Raw genomic sequence first — 17,619 nt, forward strand, 5'->3', positions numbered from 1 at the left:
GGGGCCAGGTAGATGCCGACCAGGGGATACACGCCGGGCCTGTTCGACCGCTTGATGGAGCGCTCGTCGGGTCCGGCCGCCCCGGCGGCATTGCGCGTCTCGATCGAGGAGATGAAGGATGCAGTGGCGCGCGACCTGGAGGCGCTGCTGAACACGCGCGCGGTGATGCCCGAAGAAGCGTTCCAGCGCCTGCCCGAGTGCAATCGCTCGATCGTCAACTACGGCCTGCACGATTTCGCCGGCCTGTCGCTGTCGAGCAGCGACGACCGCGCCTTCATCTGCCGCAGCCTGGAAGCGGCGATCGCGCGCCACGAGCCGCGCCTGCGCAACGTGCAGGCGCGCCTGGAACTGCGCGACGACGCGGTGAACCGCCTGAACTTCGCCATCACGGCGCTGCTGGTGGTCAGCAGCAGCCACGAGCCGGTGAACTTCGACGCCGTCCTGCAGCCGTCCAGCCTGCACTACACCATCAGCAAGGCGCGCCGCGCGGCGGTCACGCCGACCTGACCGCACCACGGAGCGCATTTGGAGCAATTACTACCGTACTACGAGCAGGAACTCGGCTTCCTGCGGCGCTACGCGCGCGAGTTCGCCGAGCGCTACCCGAAGATCGCCGGCCAGCTGCAGGTCGGCGGCGAGGTGTGCGAAGACCCGCACATCGAACGCATGATCGAGTCGTTCGCGCTGCTCAATTCGCGCATCGCCAAGCGCCTCGACGACGACTATCCCGAATTCACCGAGGCGCTGTTCGAGGTGCTGTACCCGCACTACCTGCGCCCGTTCCCGTCGTGCTCGATCGCGCGCATGGATTTCGCCGGCACCGCCCAGATGACGGCGGCCGGCGAGATCGCGCGCGGCACCCAGCTGACCACCCGTCCGGTGCGCGGCGGCGCCTGCACCTTCCGCACCGCGTATCCGGTGACGGTGGCGCCGCTGGCGCTGAGCCGCGCCGTCTTTTCGCCGATCGTCGACGCGCCGGAAGCGGTGCGCCTGCCGCCCGGCGCCGGATCCGCCATCGCCGTGACGCTGGCCGCCACCTCGGCCCAGGCGCCGCTCAGGCAGTTGAACCTGCAGCGCCTGCGCGTGTTCATCGACGGCGAACCGTCGTTCTGCGCGGCCCTGCGCGATGCCCTGTTCATGCGCGGCGTGGCCGCCTACGTCGAGGCCGACAACGACGGGCGCTGGCTGCGCCTGCCGGCCATCCCGGTGCTGCCGGCCGGCTTCGGCGAGGACGAAGCGCTGATCCAGTTCTCGGCGCGTTCGCACCCGGCCTACCGGCTGCTGACCGAATACTTCTGCTTTCCCGAGAAGTTCAACTTCTTCGACATCGACATGCACGCCGTCGGCGCGCTGGTCCCGAGCGGCTGCCGCACGCTGACGCTGCACCTGGCGCTGGGCGGCCTGCGCGCCGATTCCGCCGGCGCGCGCCTGCTGGGCAACCTGTCGGCGGCCAACCTGCTGCTCGGCTGCACGCCGGTGGTGAACCTGTTCCGCCAGCACGGCGAGCCGATCCGCCTGACCCATACCGCCGCCAGCTACCCGGTGCTGGCCGACGCGCGCCGCGCCTACGGCTTCGAAGTGCAGTCGATCGATTCGGTGCACCTGGTGAAGCAGACCCCGCAGGGCGAGTCGATCGTCGAGTTCCGGCCGTTCTATTCGCTGCGCCACGGCCAGGCGCCGGACAGGAGCGGCCATTACTGGATCATGCGGCGCGACGCGCTGCTGGCCGAAAAGAGCCCGGGCTACGAAACCCAGATCTCGCTGGTCGACATCGATTTCGACCCGGCCGAGGTCGAGACCGACACGCTCAGCATCGAGCTGACCTGCACCAACCGCGACCTGCCGGCGCTGCTGCCCTACGGCACCCGCGGCGGCGACCTGTTCCTGGAGGGCGGCTCCAGCGTGCGCAGCATCGTCTTCCTGCGCAAGCCGACGCTGTCGCAGCGCTTCGACAACGGCCGCGGCGCGCACTGGCGCCTGATTTCGCACCTGTCCCTCAACCACTTGTCGCTGTCCGGCGGCGGCGTCGACGCCTTGCGCGAGATGTTGACGCTGTACGACCTGCCGCGCTCGCCCACCTCGCAGCGCCAGATCGGCGGCATCGCCGCGGTCGAGCACAAGGCGGCCACCGCCTGGTTGCCAGGTAACCCGTTCGCCTGCCTGGTGCGCGGCATCGAGGTGCGCCTGGCGATCGACGAGGAAGCCTTCGTCGGCAGCGGCATCGACGCCTTCGCCCACGTCGTCGAGCGCTTCCTGGGCCTGTACGTGCATGCCAACAGCTTCACGCAACTGGTGATCGTGTCGAACAAAACCGGAGGGGAACTGCTGCGATGCCTGCCACGAAGCGGCGATTTGAGCCTGCTGTAATCGAGCGCCTGTTCGCGCAGCCCTACCGGTTCCAGTACTTCCAGGCGGTGCGCATGCTGGAGCTGTGGCTCAAGCGGCGCGGCGTGCCGGAAGAGGGTGCGCTGGCGAACTTCGTGCGCTTCCAGAATTCTACCTCGCTCGCCTTTCCGGCCAGCGAAGTCGAGGCGCTGCGCACCGAACCGGCGGGCCTGGCGCCGCAGCCGCAGGCGCTGGCCGCGGCGCTCCAGCGGGCCGAGCTCCATTACTTGCGCCTGACGCCGGCCTTCATGGGCTTCCTGGGCGGCGCCGGGGCGCTGCCGGCGCACTACACCGAGCGCATCGCGGCGCACGCGCTGTTCGAGCGCGACGACGGCCCGCGCGCCTTCCTCGACACCTTTTCCAGCCGGACCCTGTACCTGTTCTACCAGGCCTGGCGCAAGTACCGGCTCGAACTCAAGTACCACGGCAGCGGCAAGGACGGCTTCCTGCCGCTGCTGCTGTCGCTGGCCGGTATGGGCCACGCCTCGCTGCGGCGGCGCATGTCGGACCACGGCGACGGCCTGCTGGACGAATCGGTGGCTTATTTCGCCACCGCGATGCGCCAGCGCCCGCCGTCGGCGGTGCACATGGCGCGCGTGCTGGCGGAATACTTCGGCCAGCCGGTCGCCATCGAGCAGTTCGTCGGCCGCTGGTACGACGTGCCGCCGGCGCAGCAGACCACGCTCGGCATGCATAACGCCACGCTGGGCGGCGGCGCGCTGGCCGGCGACCGCGTCTGGCAGCGCGACCTGCGCCTGCGCCTGACCATCGGCCCGCTGCCGCTGGCCGACTACGAAGCCTTTCTGCCGGGCGGGCGCGCCGCGCGCGCCTTGTACAACATGCTGGCCATGTTCACCGGCCTGGCGCTCGAGTACGAGGTGAAGCTGGTGCTGCGCGCGGCCGACGTGCGCGGGGTGGCGCTGAACGACGGCCGCATCGGCGGGCGCCTGGGCTGGGACGGCTTCCTGGTCGACGGGCCGCAGAGCGCCGACCGCGCCGATGTCTGCTACGAGATCCAGGCGGCGCATGCGGCCGCCGCTTGACCACGACCATAACGACGCTAACGACGACAACGAGGGGAGTCCATGAGCATCAACCTGAAGACGCTGATCGGCAAGCTGAACGACACCACCCGCGCCGCCGCCACGCGCGCCGCCAGCCTGTGCGTGGGGCTGGGCCAGTACGAGGTCGACATCGAGCACCTGCTGCTGGCGCTGCTGGAACAGCCGGCCAGCGACCTGGCCGTCGTCGTGCGCAGGAGCGGCATCGACCCGGCGCGGCTGGAAGCCGACCTGCACGCGGAAGTGGAAAAGTTCAAGGGCGGGAACACGCGCACGCCGGTGTTTTCCGAGCGCCTGCCCAGGCTGTTTGAGCATGCCTGGCTGATCGCATCGCTCGACCTGCAGGCCGGGCAGCAAGCCAGCATCCGCAGCGCGCACCTGCTGCAGGCGCTGCTCACCGCGCCGGAACTGGCGCAGCTGGCGCAGCGCGCGTCGCCGCTGTTCGCGCGCATCGACCTGGACGGGCTCAAGCATCACCTCGACCGCATCGCCGAGGGTTCGCAGGAGGCGCCGGCGCTGGCGCAGGCGCCGGCCGCCGGCGATGAGCACGGCGTGGAGGGCGGCGACCCGGTTGGCGAACTCGGACGTGCCGCCGCCGCGCGCACGCCGGCGCTGGACCAGTTCACCACCAACCTGACGGCGCGCGCGCGCGAGGGCAAGCTCGATCCGGTGATCGGGCGCGACGCCGAGATCCGGCTTGTGATCGACATCCTGATGCGGCGGCGCCAGAACAACCCGATCCTGACCGGCGAGGCCGGCGTCGGCAAGACCGCCGTGGTCGAAGGCCTGGCGCTGCGCATCGTGCAGGACGACGTGCCCGAGGTGCTGCGCGGCGTCGAGATCCACACGCTCGACATGGGCCTGCTGCAGGCCGGCGCCAGCGTGAAGGGCGAGTTCGAGAACCGCCTCAAGAACGTGATCGACGAGGTCAAGAAAAGCCCGCACGCGATCGTCCTGTTCATCGACGAGGCGCACACGATGATCGGCGCCGGCGGCCAGGCCGGCCAGAACGACGCCGCCAACCTGTTGAAACCGGCGCTGGCGCGCGGCGAGCTGCGCACCATCGCCGCCACGACCTGGGGCGAGTACAAGAAGTATTTCGAGAAGGACGCGGCGCTGGCGCGCCGTTTCCAGGTCGTGAAAGTGGAGGAGCCGAGCGAGGAAGTCGCCAGTGCCATGCTGCGCGCCATGGCGCCGCTGATGGAACAGCACTTCGGCATCCGCATCCACGACGAGGCGGTGACGGAAGCGGTGCGCTTGTCGCACCGCTACATCAGCGGGCGCCAGCTGCCGGACAAGGCGGTCAGTGTGCTGGACACCGCCTGCGCCAAGGTGGCGCTGGGCCAGAACGCGACCCCGGCGCGTATCGAGGACTTGTCGCGCCAACTGGAGCGCGTGAATGCCGAGGACGCCGCCCTGGCGCGCGAACAGGCGGCGGGCGAGGGTACGCATGCGCCGCGGCGCGCCGAGCTGGCCACGGCGCGCACCGCGGCCGAGGAAGAACTGGCGGTGCTGCGCACGCGCTGGGAAGGCGAGCGTGGACTGGCCCGGCGCATCCAGGCGGCGCGCGCGCGTCTCGATGGCACCGACGCTGAAGGCGCCGGCGCGGACGGCGCGACCGACGGCGCCGCGCCCGACGACCTCGACGTCCTGCGCGCCGAGCTGCGCGCGCTGCAGGGCGAGGCGCCGCTGGTGCCGCTGCAGGTCGACGGCCACGCGGTGGCCGCCATCGTCGCCGGCTGGACCGGCATCCCGCTCGGCAAGATGGTCACCGACGAGATCAGGACCGTGCTGAAACTGCGCGACCTGCTGCAGCAGCGCGTGCTGGGCCAGCCGCATGCGATCGAGGCGGTGGCGCAGCGCGTGCGCACCGCGCGCGCCAACCTGGAAGACCCGGACAAGCCGAAGGGCGTGTTCCTGTTCGTCGGCACCTCGGGTGTCGGCAAGACGGAAACCGCGCTGGCGCTGGCGGACGTGCTGTACGGCGGCGAAAAGAAGCTCATCACCATCAACATGAGCGAATACCAGGAGGCGCACAGCGTGTCCGGCTTAAAGGGTTCGCCGCCGGGCTATGTCGGCTACGGCGAGGGCGGCGTGCTGACCGAGGCGGTGCGGCGCAACCCGTACAGCGTGGTGCTGCTGGACGAAGTCGAGAAGGCGCACCCGGACGTGATGGAACTGTTCTTCCAGGTGTTCGACAAGGGCGTGATGGACGACGCCGAGGGCCGCGAGATCGACTTCCGCAACGCCATCATCATCCTGACCTCGAACGTGGCATCTAGCGCGCTGATGCAGGCCTGCCTGAACAAGACCGCCGGGGAACTGCCGACGCCGCAGGCGCTGGAAGAACTGGTGCGCCCGGCGCTGATGAAGCAGTTCAAGCCGGCCTTCCTGGGCCGCCTGAAAGTGGTGCCGTTCTACCCGATCCCGGACGACGTGCTGGCCGAGATCATCCGCCTCAAGCTCGACAAGATCGGGCGGCGCGTGGCGATCAACCACAAGGCCGAGTTCAGCTACGACGACGCGCTGGTGGAGGCGGTGCTGGCGCGCTGCACCGAGGTCGATTCGGGGGCGCGCAATGTCGACAACATCCTCAACGGGACGCTGCTGCCGGAGATCGCGGAATCGGTGCTGGCCAGGATGGCGGAAGGGGTACCGGTGGCGAAGATCAAGGTGGGGGCGGGGAAGCAGGGGCAGTTCAGGTACAGCGTCAAATAGAGCGGGCTGGCGTATGCGAACCGTCGAGAACTGGTGACAAGGTATGACCGCGTTCGCATCGCTTGAGGATCTCGATTTCGATTACCAATACATCGAGGACGAGCGTGTCGTGATGACGGTTGGTGTTCGTGCCACATTCTACTTCTGGGGTGGGCACAAGGCAGCGACGAGAAGCGCCTTGGTCGAATGTATCGAGGCGTATGAACGACTGTATGGGGCTGAGCTGGATTGGGCCTTCAATGCCGATCGCGGCACGATCGTGGCCATCGGAGCGATGACGCCGCTACATTCGTTAGTGCAAGCAATGGATGAAGACGACCAGGTCGAGTGGTTTGCCGCCTCGGGCGACAGCGAAACCGCAACCGAGTACCATATCAGCGCCTTGACCGAGCGGGGCTGGCAGAACGGCCAAGTGTCGGTCGTGAGTTTCGTCGTCCCGCGCGAACACGCGTATGTGCCGGAAAAACGGGGAGCGCTGTTCAAGCTGCTCGACCTGTTCGCCGACCGGCTGGCACCGTTCCATGGGCATGCGGGGCTGGCTGCTGTTTCGACATATGAGCAGTATCTCTACCAGAGCGACGAAATCGATCTCGCCAGTCGTTATCTCGGCGTCTTCATCGAAGACATATTCCACAGCAATTGGGCACAGACCGGCTTCACGAGCATCGACTGGCGCACCTTTGTCGGAAACACCCTGGCTGAACGCGTGGGGGGCATATCGGCATTGACGGACCAGCTTCGTGCTGCCGGCATTGCATTCAGCTCTGTGCCGTCGGGTGTCTTCATCAATGCTGGGGATGACCCTGAAATCGTTCCGGTGGGAAGCGAAGTGCCAAGGACGCTTGCCATCATCAATGCCATACTCCGTCCTCTGCGAAGCGGGAACGTGGGGTCGATGGGGTTCGGCTCGATCGATGGCGAACGTCGTTTCGACCGGTACACGAGCGATCTCTGGGTACGTCGTTACGACGTTCCTGGTGTCTGGCCTCCAGCGACCTTCATTGGACTGCCTCGTGCACCCGCAGGCGCTGCCCCGCGCAAGCGCGTCAGACTCGAGACCGGCCACGCATGCAGCATCCACGGCCGGTATAGCGATACCGCATCTCGAGCGGCCGATGCAGACGATGCGCTCCAGCTTGTCCTGCTGCCGGGCGATATAGCGCCGTATGTGCTCAAGCTCGGTCTGCACGGCGAATATCTCAGCCGCGAAGCCATTACATGGGAGCTGGTAGCGGAGCTGTAAATTGCCCTTCATCGCATTGTCGCGGACATAGCGCCACTATGCCGCCGCCCGCTCATCCAGTAGATTGAGCCGCGCCAGCAGCCCTTCGACCTCCGCCGCCGGCAGCGGCCGCGCAATCAGGTACCCCTGCACCTCGTTACACCCCAGCGTGCGCAGGATCGCCAGCTGCGCGCGCGTCTCCACGCCCTCGGCCACCACCTGCATCCCGAGCGCGTGCGCCATCGACAAGATCGCCTGAAAGAACACGTTGCCTTACCTGGAGCGCCCGAGTTCCGCGGTGAACGAGCAGTCCACCTTGAGCACGTCCATCTTCGTGCGCTGCAGCTGCAACAGCGACGAATACCCGGTGCCGAAATCGTCCAGGTGGAGTTGCACCCCGAGCGCCCGGATCGCCGCCAGTTCGGCCGGGATCGTGTCCTGGTCGTCCATCATCGCCGATTCCGTGATCTCGACTTTCAGCAGGCGCGCCGGTACCCCGTGGCGCGCCAGCGCGGCCGCCAGTTCGCGCTGCACGCCGTCCGGTACGATTTCCAGGAACGGATTTTCGATGATTTGACTGTGAAAGCCCTCAAACAGAATGCCAAAGCGGCTCCCAAGCCGCCGGTACAGCTTCGGTGGTATTTTCAACAGCCAGTTTCCTACAGGTATATGCAGCGGATTCTACAAGCTGCTGCTCCACAAATAGGCGTCGTCTACCAACCATGAATCCCAATCTGAATCATCAACTCGAAGTCCGGTTCGACAGCACCGGACAGCATGCCACGTCATTCGACTTTCATTTGCGTCTGATAAGCAGATTTTTGCGTTCCGTCGCACGATTCGACCCATTGCTCGAAGAGCGCCAGTGGCTGATTGCAACCGGCGATAGGGAGACATCGCATCTCTACCCGGTATTCGATGCGGACGGCCCTACTACTGCGGCGCTTGCAGTGCTCCACCAGTACGCCAAGGCAAGCGAGGTCGTCAGAAACCTCACACTCTGGAATGGCCAGGAAGACCGTGCCAAAGGCGCATCGATCAGCTGCCAATTTGGCCGCCAGGACGGCGTGGCCAGCAGTTTCAGGCTGTCCATCAGGTCTCCCAGGGGGCGGATGCGGCTGGGCGAATGGCGCCAAGTGGCAGAAGCGATTGCTTTTGCGGCAACGATCTTCGAGCCGCTGTATGCCTCTGTCGCGACCATGTACTACGACGCGGTTTTCAAGGACCGTGCCGGCGTCGGCTGGATGCTGTATCTGCCTCGAATGCTGAGCGTCCAGCAAGTGCCTGAAGCACATGCTTTGGTGCCTGTGATGATCAAGGATGAGCAGGAAAAGGACAAACAGATCGGCACGATCGTCGTCAGCGTCACCGACGCGCCGTTTTCGGACGACGATCCCGGTCATGTGGAGAAAGCGCATGCCATTGAAGTGCGCCTGGTCGACCAGGATCTTTTGCCTCGCTTCGTCGATCTATGAGCGAAACATCATCCGGCAGCCGCTGATGAGATGTCCAATGCGGCTCGGGCAGGCGCGGCGCGCCTGGCGGTGGTATGCTGGCGGCATGACTACCGATTCCGACATCCAGCTGTCCGGCCCGTTCCAGGCCAAGGACGGCAACGGCCGTACCCTCGACGTCAAGTCGATCCGCATCTTCGACGAGGGCTACGGGATCATCGACGTGTACGTGGACTTCGGCGCCAAGCTCGATCCCGGCGCCTGGAAGGACACGGTGCTGGTGCGCGCGCTCGTCGACCGCCTGCGCGCGCTCGGCTACAAGGGGCCGGACTTCGGCCACAGCGACCCCGGCCTGCAGGACAGCCGCCTGATCGTGCTGGAGGCGCCGGAAGAGTTCGCGCCGTTCGCCAAGAGCCGCGGCTGGAAGAACCTGGCGGAAGAGTTCGACGAATAAGCCGCGGCGCGGCACGAGTGCGAGCCGGGTGCCCGCCGGGCGCCCGCTCAGCGGTTGAAGAATTCGCGCGCCACCGCTTCGCTGGCGTCGACGTACTGGCCTTTCGAACGCAGCTTGCGCTCGCTGTGGAACATCGGGATGTCCTCGTCCTCGTTGAAGCGGCTGACCTCGAAATCGAACGGGGTCTTGCGCGAGCCGTTGGCGTCGGCCGCGGCGCCGACCTTGGTGGCCTGCACCGCGTACAAGTGGTTGGCTTCGACATAAAAGCCGATCGACTGCATGTTGGCGTCACCCGACTCGTAGTTGCGGAAGTTGTAGCCGAGGCCTTTTTGGCCGGGCGCGGTGACCTGCATCCAGGCCTCGCCCGGCGCCGCCGGCACCAGGTACAGCGTGAAGGTATCGAAGCTGCTGGCGGTGCCGTTGCCGATCATGCCTTTCACGATGCGCAGCGACAGCTTGCCCAGCTTGACCGTGTTCACGCCATACACCGGCTTGACCTCGGCGCGCGTTCCGGACGTTGCCGGTGCCGCCGCCACTGGTGCCGCCCATGCCGCTGCCGCCGGCAACCCCAGCGCGCAGGCGGCGCACAGCGCCGCGACGGTCCGCAGCCGACGCGCCGTTTCCTTCCCATGTGCTTGCGCGCGCACGGCGCCGGTGTCAGTCGCCAAAGCCGCTCTCCGAGAATTCCGCCTTCTGCCCGCCCTGGGTGAACACGTACACGCTGCGGCCCGCCTTGCGGTCGCTGCGCACCTGCAGCGTCAGCGCGGCGCCGTCGACGCTGAACGCCGCCGGCATGCGCGGCTTGCCGAACTGCGCGGCCACCACCGGCGCCGAGAACGGCGAGGCGTCGTCGGGGTTGGCGGCGTTCGCGGCCAGCGTCTTCATCAGCGGCGTCCAGCGCGACTTGTCGGCGCTCGGCTGGGCGGCGTAGACGTACTGGTAGCCTTTCACGCTCTTCATGTGGGCGACGAATTCGGGATCCCTGGCGTACTTGGCCAGTTCGCTGTTCAGGGCCAGCGGCGTGGTGTTCCTGACTTCGAAGCAGCAGGCCACGGTATACGTGCCGGACGAGCCCTGCAGCGCGCTGAACACGGTGGGCGCGGCCAGCTTGCGGTTGGTGAGGATGTAGACCGGCCGCGCGCTGACGCTGGCGCCGTCGGCCATCACGGGCACCTGTTGCACGACGCCGACGGCCGGCAGGCCATCGGCGGAACAGCCGGCGGAGGACAGGGCCAGCAGAGAAAGCAGGAAGAGTGGTTTCATGGGTCGAGGTTCAATGCCCGGTATCGGACCAGTGCATGTTTTCTTGTGGGAAGTAAATGACGCCGTAGCTGGCGCCCAGCGCGACCAGCGAGGAAAACCCTTTGGCGGTGACGTCGTTGCCGTCGGCGTCCTTGAAGATCTTGCCGACATAGCCGCCCAGGTGCATGTCCAGGGCGCCGCCGAAATTGTGGCGCGAGCGCTTCGGGCGCCCGACCTTCTGCGACTTGGCATGCGGACGGATGCCGTAGCCCTTGCACATCTGTTCGGCCGCTTCCTTGGCCTTGGCGGCGTCCGGCTTGCCGTCGGCGCCGCGGTGGGTCCAGTCGATGTCCACGCCCGGCCAGGACGGCACGTCGGCCGGGTCGGTGCCGCGGCAGATCATGAAGGCCCAGTACATCAGGTAGGAGCGCTCGATCGGCCGGTACACGGCGCTGATGCGCACGCTGGCGCCGCCGGCCTTGAGCGCGGCGATGAAGCTGGCCGCCTTGGGCCGGAAATCCGCGTTCAGGCCGGACAGCGTGTTGTTGCCCATGAAGCGCTTGCACCAGGCCGGGCCGCTGGCTTCCTTGACTGCGCTGCTGAGCACCGTGATCGGATGGTTCTTGTCGGTGCGCTGGCGGTCGACCTGGACGGCGGCCGCCGGCGCCCGCCGCGGGGCAGGGACCGGTGCGGCGGCGGCGGTGGGCGAGGGGCGCGCCGCCGGCTTGGCGGCGGGCGTGGCGGCGGGTTTCGCAGCCGGCGTGGAAGCCGGCGCCTGGCCGCCGGCCGCGCTCTTGCCCGGAATGCGCAGGTGCTGGCGCTGGAAGATCCGGTTGCGGTCCGCGATGTGGTTGGCGCCGGCCAGCGCGTCGATGCTCACGCCGTACTTGCCGGCGATCGTGCCCAGGGTCTCGCCCTGCTTGACGATGTGGACCAGCGGCGCCGTCTTGTCCTTGGTCTCGTGGACGTCGGTGTTGCTCTTCATGGCGAAATACGGCGCGATGAAGGTATAGGCGCTGGCCTTGCCCGCATCGACCAGCTCGCCGATCTTGTCGCCGACCTGGTCCAGGTACAGCGACAGGCCGTCGCCGAACAGTTTCGGATACACGGTCGGCAGTGCGCCGCCGGCATCGGTCTTGAGCGTGACCGGCGTCCTGGCGCCCTTCAGCTCGACCGACTGGGTGGCCAGCGGCTGGCGCAGCTTGTCGCGCAGTTCCACCGTGCTGGGTTTGCCGAGCGGGACGATCTTGCCGGGTATCCAGCCTTCCTTCTTGGCCATGGCGCCGGCCAGCTTCTTGAACTGGTCGTCGGTCAGCGCATCCAGGCGCGTCTCCTTGTCGACCCCGGCGGCGGTGCTGACCGAGGCGATGTAGGCGTCGGTATCGTTTTCCTCGCGCGGGGCGTAGCGCTCCATCATCGCCGCGATCGAACTGCCGCCGTACACCTCCTTCAGCAGGCGGATGCGCTCGGCGTCGCCGGTGGCGCGGTCCGGGAAGATCATGAAAAGGCTGTTCTTCTTCGAGGTGCGCTGGGCCAGGCCGATGTAGGTGCTGACGATGCGCTTGCCCGGCTTGGCCAGGTTGCCGGGATTGTTGGTGCGCCAGGCGAACGAGCCGCCGATGTACAGCGTCTCCTCGCCGTTCTCGTCGAAGTAATGGACGGTCTTCTTTTCCCGGTAGTAGGTGGCGCGTACGAACATGGGCGTGTCTCTCAGCGGGCCGGGCCCGGTGCGGGCGTGGTGCCGGCGGCGGCGCGGGTGGATGGCGTCATTCTTCTCCCTCTTCGATACACTTGAGGATGTCGGCGTCGGCGAAGACCAGGTGGTCGAGCAGGCTGCGCTCGAACGCGCGGCCGGCGTCCGAACCGGCGCCGCCTTCGGCCGCGTCATCGTCGCCGCTGCCGGCGTCCGCGCCGGCGCCGTCTTCATCCGCGCCGTCGGCGGGATGGGCGGCGGCGACGGCGTCCTGTGCGGCGTCGCCGCCGTGCGTATCGCCATGCTCCTCCTCGTGCCCGCCGCCGCAGCCGCACACGTCGTCGTCGTGCTCGACCCTGGTCCAGTCGCCCGGCTCGCCCAACAGCACGGTGTAGTCGCGCTGGGTCTGGTGGTACACGCGGCCGGTGGCGCCGTTGTCGTCCAGCGTGCCCTTGGCGATCAGCTGGCCGGTGTGGTCGATGAAGCGGTACGGCACCGCGCCGCCGCCGGCCGCCATCAGGTCCTGCAGCGGGCGGTCGACGATCACGCGCGCGCTCATTTTGGCGGGGACGGTTTCCAGGTCGAGCGCGCCGGGGCGGTCGAAGGCGAGCTGCGGGCCGTAGGCGCGCTGAGGTCCGGTCAGTTCCTTGACGCTGGCCTTGAACTCGACCTTGCCGGGGCAGTGCAGCATGATGTCGCCGCCCGCCAGTTTCAAGTAGGCGCCCTGCGCCGTCATCAAGACGTGGTCCCTGGCGGCGGCGGTGACGCTGCCCTGCACGCTGGCCACGGTGACGGTCTTGTCGGCGGTGAGGCGGGTGGCGCCGCCCTGGCTTTGCGTGCTCAGCTTGCCGCTGGCGGCATGCAGGCGGATGCCGGTGTCCTGCACCGGGCGCGCGCCGCCGGCCGCCTTGCCGTGGGTGAACAGGCCGATGCCGGCCTTGACCGCGTGATGCAGCGATCCCTGCGCCGCCAGGTCGATGTCCTGGCCGGCGCCGATGATGCCGGTGGCGCCGGCGGCGAGGATGGCGCTGGCGGGCGTCACGGCGACGATGCCGGCGGGCGCGCTCAGCTGCAGCTGCGGCGCGTCGAAGGCGGCGGCGCTGCCCATGCCGCCCGCCGGGGCGTCTCCTGCGGCGGCTCCTGTGGCGCCGGCGCCGGCCTGTGCAGCGGCGCCCGCCTCGGCAGAAGCCTCGATGGCCTCGCCCGCCGCCTGCAGTGCCGCCAGCGCCGGCAGCTGGTCCGCTTCGGCTTCGCCGGCCAGCCTGGCGTTCTGCTGCTGCGCCGTGCGCGCCAGCGCCGTCGCCAGTTCGCGCGCGGCGTCGATCTGGGTGCGCGCGGGGCGCGCATCCATCTGTTCGCCGCCGGCGCCGGCCTGGGCGTCGCTCGAAGCCAGCAAGCCGAGGCGGGCGCGCACGGCGAGCGCGTGCGCCGTCTTCAGTTCGGCGCCGAAGCCGGTGCCGTCCAGGCGCCGGTTGTCGGTCTGGTGGCGCAGGTGGCCCAGGTTCAGTTCGGCGCTGCCTTCGTGTGCGCGCGCATGCTGCTGCAGCGAGACGCGCGCCTGTCCGGCGCCGGCGTCGAACACCAGCTGGCCGTAGGCGCCGGCGCCTTCCGCACTGGCGGCCAGCGCCTGGCTCTTGAGGCCGGACAGCAGCGCCGGATGCGCGTGGCCGCCGGACTCGCCCGGGAACCAGGCGCCGGCATTGCCGGTCGCCGCCCCGGCGCCGGCGGCGACCTCGTTGTGCTGGGCATCCTGTGCGCCGGCGCCGTTGTACACGGCGCCGATCACCACCGGGCGGTCGATGTTGCCGTCGATGAAATCGACCAGCACTTCCTGGCCGACGCGCGGCAGCGCATGGCTGCCCCAGTTGGCGCCGGCCACCGGGGCCAGCGGCGCCGCCACCCGCACCCAGGTGCCGGCGCCGTCGTCCGCCGGCGCACCGGTATGGCCGTCGGGCGCCGGGTGGGCCAGGCGGTTGTGGGCGGCGCCGCCGCGCTGCCAGTGGAACTGCACCTTGATGCGGTGGTCGCGGTCGGTGTGCACCGGGGCGCCGGCGGCGCCCACCACGATCGCCGTCTGCTGGCCGTGCACGGTCGGGCGCGGATGCAGCAGGCGTCCGTGGCCGTCCTCGCTTGCGCTGCGGTAGGGCAGGTCGGCGGGGATGGCGTCGAAGCTGTTGCGGTACACGGGGCGCCCGGCGATGCCGCGCCCGCTCGCATGCGGGCCGGCGGCAAGGACGCCGGCGCCGAGGGCGGCCACCGGATCGGCGCCCAGGCGCCGCGCCAGCGCGCCGTCGACATCGGCGTCGAGGTTGTTGTGGGCCAGGTGGCGCACGCGCACCAGCAGGAAGCTCGCGCCGTCCAGGCTGGGATGGCCGGACAGGGAAAAGGTGGTGCCGGGCGCGAAGCCGCGCAGCGTGCCGGCGCCGGTGTGCATCGCGCGCGCCGCGTCCAGCGCCTGCAGCTGGCGCTCGGCGATGCGCCGGCCATGCTCGCGCGTGGCGTAGGCATAGGCGCCGGGGGCGTCGGCGCTGCGCAGTCCGGCGCCCGCTGCACCGTCCACCGCGGTGCCCGCTGCTTCCACCGCGCGCACGCTGCGGCTGCGGTAGTCCCAGCTGCGCAGCTCGACGGCGTTGGTGCCGAGCCGGGCCTCGCTGCGCCAGCGGTCGACGCTGTCTTCCTTCATCACCGCGCCCGGCTGGGTGAAGCGCGCGACGGCGTGCGGGTTCGGACGGAAGGCGTGGTTGCTGTCGGCGATCACCAGCGTGTGCGCGCCGAGCGCGCCCGCGTCCGCATCGCCCCGGTGCTCGAAGAAGCCGAACAGGCCTTCCTCGCTCATCAGCCGGCGCACGAAGGCGAGGTCGCTTTCCTGGTACTGGGTCACCAGGCTGCGGCGCGGGTACAGGGCGCGGTCGGCTTCGATGCGCCAGGCCGGCGCCAGCCTGCCGCGCCCGGACCAGGCGCGCAGCACGGTGTCGATCACCTCAAGCACCGAGCGGTCCTGGAAGGTGCGGCTGTCGCGGCCGAGCGCGAGGAAGGCCGTCCACGGTTCGATGGTCAGGCGGTAGCGCGCCAGTGCGCCGTCGGCGCCGCACAGTTCCGCCGCCGTCACGTGGCCGTGGAACGGGCGCAGCTCCAGCCCGGGGCCGGCCGACAGTTCCAGCAGCACCGGCTGGCCGATCAGCGTCTTGAGGGCGATGCCGGCGTCGGTGGACAGGCACGACAGCGCGAAGCGGAAGCCGCTGTCGATGCCTTCCGCGCCGCTCAGCGCTTCGGCCAGCAGCCGGTCCGGCCCCAGCGGCGTGTGCAGGCGCAGCAGCCGGCTGCCCTGGGTGAACCCGGACAGCGCCGCCGCCACGGCCTGGACGGCGGCAACATCGGAGGAAGTGGACATGCCCATGTCGGTCAATGCGCTACATGTGGATCGATACCAAACATTACATCGTAGAAGCCGGCCCAGGGCAAGAGCGATTCGCCCAGCCCGCTTGGTCCCGGCCATCATCCTCAGTTCGAGGGCGGCACGCCCAGCAGTTCTTCGATATGCGCCAGCGAACCCTGGTCCTTGATCACCGAGCGCAGCCAGGTATGCAGGTCCTGCTCGCCGGCGTTGGCTGCTTTTTCGGCGAAATACGATACCGGGCTGTGCGGCTCGGTTTCGCGGAAGAACTCGGCCACCGCGCGCAGCTGGGCGATGGCCTGGGCGCGCGAGCGGATCGGGCCGGGGGCGCCGGCCGGCGCCGGCTGGGCGTCGGCGCCGGCGCCGGCAGCAGCAGACGATGGCGCTGCATGTGCGCTTGCATCCGCCCCTGCGCCCGCGTCGGCCGCTTGGGCAGCGGCGTCGGGCTGCGCCGCCACCGATGGCGCGGCGCCGGCCGGCAGCGGCAGCGCGTGCAGCATGCCTTGCACCGCTTCGCGCGCGCTCGAAAAACCCGGGCTGTCCTGGCCCAGTTGCGCGTCGGCCGCTTGCTCCAGGCGGCCCAGCGCGTCCAGGCAGTACTGGGCGTCCGCATGGAAGGCGGCCGTGAACCGGGATGGATTGGCGCGCCGCGCCGCTTCCATCTCGGCCAGCCGGGGCAGGCCTTCCGGCTCGATGCCGCTGCTGGCGCGCTTTCTCGCCGCCTCGAAGTCGATGGTCGACCAGCCGCTGCCCGGACCCTGGCCGCGGCCCTGGGTCAGCGGCGCCTCGCGCACCAGCGCGCGCGTGCGCGACAGGATCCAGGCCAGGTTGCCGATGCGCTGTTCCTGGTCGCCGTCCTCGGCTTCCGGATACAGGCCTTGGTCCCAGTAGCGCTCGACCAGGCCGGCCAGCAAGGAAAACCCTTCGCCCAGGCCGCGCAGCTGGAACTGTTTCGCTGCCGCTTCCGCCAGCCACACGGCCAGGCGCAGGTCCTTGGTCTTGCCGGCCAGGAGCGCGCTGCAGCGCTTGACCACGAAGTCCCAGTCGGCTTCCTTCAGTTCCGTGACCCATTCGCCCTGTTCCAGCGAGGGATCGTCGAACTTGCGCGCCTGGGCAATCGCGTCCAGCTCAGCGGAAAACGCCATGTCGGCGCCGCACGGCTGGTCGGGGCTGATGGGGAGGAGGAGTTCTTCTGCGTTGAACATGGTGTCCTTGTGTCGGGTTACTGCGCCATGCGGAACTCGATACGGCGGTTGCGCGCGCGTCCGTCCGGGCTGTCGTTGCTGGCGACCGGGCGGTCCGGTCCCTGGCCGCTGGCGCTCAGCAGTTCCTCGGCGATGCCGTGGCCCGCCAGGTAGGTCTTGACCGTGGCGGCGCGCGCCTGGCTCAGGTTGATGTTGCTGGCGCGCAGGCCGGCGCTGTCGGTGTGGCCGATGATCTCGACCTTGCGGCCCTTCAGCTTGAGCATGGCGGCCACCATCTCGTCCAGGATGGCGCGCCCGGCCGGGGTCAGCGTGGCTTGCCCGCTGTCGAATTCGATGGTGCGGTTGGCCAGCGTGTTGTCCAGGATGGCCTGGTCGGCGGCCGACACGCGCAGCCCGTTGTCCACCGTGTAGGTCGGGTTCAGGCTGCCGGCCACGTTGCCGGCGATGCGCTGGCGCAGCGCCTCGCTGGCGACCTCGCCGCGCAGGCTGACGCTGCTGCCGTCCACCTTCAGCTGGCCGCGGCTGATCTGGCGCAGGTCCTGGGTCAGCAGCTTCTGCACGTAGCCATTCCAGTTGGCCGGCGCCGCCACCTGGCCGACCGCGACCTGGTCGACCACCTTGTCGGCGCCGTACAGCTCGCGCAGCTTGGCCAGCACCGCGGCCTTGGTGGCCTCGTCCGGCACAGTGCCGCTGGCCACGACCTGGCCGGGTTGCGGCGCTTGTGCAGCGGCCGGTCCGGCGGCGATCAGGAGGGCCGCCGCAGCGGCCAGGGAAAGAGAGAGAAGTCGCAT

The 17,619-nt window shown here is 69.0% G+C and carries 13 protein-coding genes and 1 pseudogene; 7 read left to right on the forward strand and 7 right to left on the reverse strand.

Annotated elements, in window-relative coordinates:
- Positions 1-12 precede the first annotated feature (12 nt).
- Genes tssE through HH212_RS20045 form a run of 5 tightly spaced genes read left to right on the forward strand, consistent with a single transcriptional unit; the run spans position 13 to position 7,407 of the window.
- A complete protein-coding gene (gene tssE / locus HH212_RS20025) occupies positions 13-507 on the forward strand; it encodes a type VI secretion system baseplate subunit TssE (RefSeq protein ID WP_170204110.1) in 495 nt (164 codons plus the stop codon).
- A gap of 18 nt (positions 508-525) precedes the next feature.
- Positions 526-2,367: a type VI secretion system baseplate subunit TssF gene (gene tssF / locus HH212_RS20030; RefSeq protein WP_170204111.1), complete on the forward strand. Its 1,842-nt coding sequence runs from the start codon at positions 526-528 to the stop codon at positions 2,365-2,367.
- Entirely contained in the window at positions 2,331-3,428 is a 1,098-nt protein-coding gene (gene tssG, locus HH212_RS20035; protein ID WP_170204112.1) for a type VI secretion system baseplate subunit TssG, read from the forward strand. Before tssF ends, tssG begins: the two co-directional genes overlap by 37 nt.
- Before the next feature lie 42 nt (positions 3,429-3,470).
- Positions 3,471-6,164 (forward strand): type VI secretion system ATPase TssH, encoded by a 2,694-nt coding sequence (gene tssH / locus HH212_RS20040; RefSeq protein ID WP_170204113.1) that lies wholly within the window; start codon positions 3,471-3,473, stop codon positions 6,162-6,164.
- A gap of 43 nt (positions 6,165-6,207) precedes the next feature.
- Positions 6,208-7,407 carry a type VI immunity family protein gene (locus HH212_RS20045; RefSeq protein ID WP_170204114.1) on the forward strand — a complete coding sequence of 400 codons (1,200 nt, stop codon included), beginning with the start codon at positions 6,208-6,210 and terminating at the stop codon, positions 7,405-7,407.
- Positions 7,408-7,443: 36 nt separating this feature from the next.
- Here the strand turns inward: HH212_RS20045 and HH212_RS20050 are convergent.
- Positions 7,444-7,920: pseudogene (locus tag HH212_RS20050) on the reverse strand (EAL domain-containing protein).
- Between the two features lie 188 nt (positions 7,921-8,108).
- Between HH212_RS20050 and HH212_RS20055 the strand changes: the two are divergent.
- Both HH212_RS20055 and HH212_RS20060 read left to right on the forward strand, forming a co-directional pair.
- On the forward strand, positions 8,109-8,861 hold the full coding sequence (locus HH212_RS20055) for an Imm52 family immunity protein (protein WP_170204115.1): 753 nt from the start codon (positions 8,109-8,111) through the stop codon (positions 8,859-8,861).
- An 85-nt stretch (positions 8,862-8,946) separates the two neighbouring features.
- A complete protein-coding gene (locus tag HH212_RS20060; RefSeq protein ID WP_170204116.1) occupies positions 8,947-9,294 on the forward strand; it encodes a hypothetical protein in 348 nt (115 codons plus the stop codon).
- A gap of 47 nt (positions 9,295-9,341) precedes the next feature.
- Here the strand turns inward: HH212_RS20060 and HH212_RS20065 are convergent, their stop codons facing one another.
- The 6 genes from HH212_RS20065 to HH212_RS20090 form a co-directional block, all read right to left on the reverse strand.
- Positions 9,342-9,962 carry a hypothetical protein gene (locus HH212_RS20065; RefSeq protein ID WP_170204117.1) on the reverse strand — a complete coding sequence of 207 codons (621 nt, stop codon included), beginning with the start codon at positions 9,960-9,962 and terminating at the stop codon, positions 9,342-9,344.
- Positions 9,952-10,557, reverse strand: coding sequence for a hypothetical protein (locus HH212_RS20070; protein ID WP_170204118.1), 606 nt, complete (start codon positions 10,555-10,557; stop codon positions 9,952-9,954). Before HH212_RS20070 ends, HH212_RS20065 begins: the two co-directional genes overlap by 11 nt.
- A gap of 10 nt (positions 10,558-10,567) precedes the next feature.
- Positions 10,568-12,235, reverse strand: a complete 1,668-nt coding sequence (locus HH212_RS20075; protein WP_170204119.1) for a LysM peptidoglycan-binding domain-containing protein — start codon at positions 12,233-12,235, stop codon at positions 10,568-10,570.
- A 67-nt stretch (positions 12,236-12,302) separates the two neighbouring features.
- A complete protein-coding gene (locus tag HH212_RS20080) occupies positions 12,303-15,620 on the reverse strand; it encodes a type VI secretion system Vgr family protein (RefSeq protein WP_170204120.1) in 3,318 nt (1,105 codons plus the stop codon).
- Between the two features lie 110 nt (positions 15,621-15,730).
- Entirely contained in the window at positions 15,731-16,828 is a 1,098-nt protein-coding gene (gene tssA / locus HH212_RS20085; protein ID WP_170204121.1) for a type VI secretion system protein TssA, read from the reverse strand.
- A gap of 17 nt (positions 16,829-16,845) precedes the next feature.
- Positions 16,846-17,619 carry an OmpA family protein gene (locus HH212_RS20090; RefSeq protein ID WP_170204122.1) on the reverse strand — a complete coding sequence of 258 codons (774 nt, stop codon included), beginning with the start codon at positions 17,617-17,619 and terminating at the stop codon, positions 16,846-16,848.

Source organism: Massilia forsythiae, assembly GCF_012849555.1.
Classification (GTDB): Bacteria; Pseudomonadota; Gammaproteobacteria; order Burkholderiales; family Burkholderiaceae_D; genus Telluria; species Telluria forsythiae.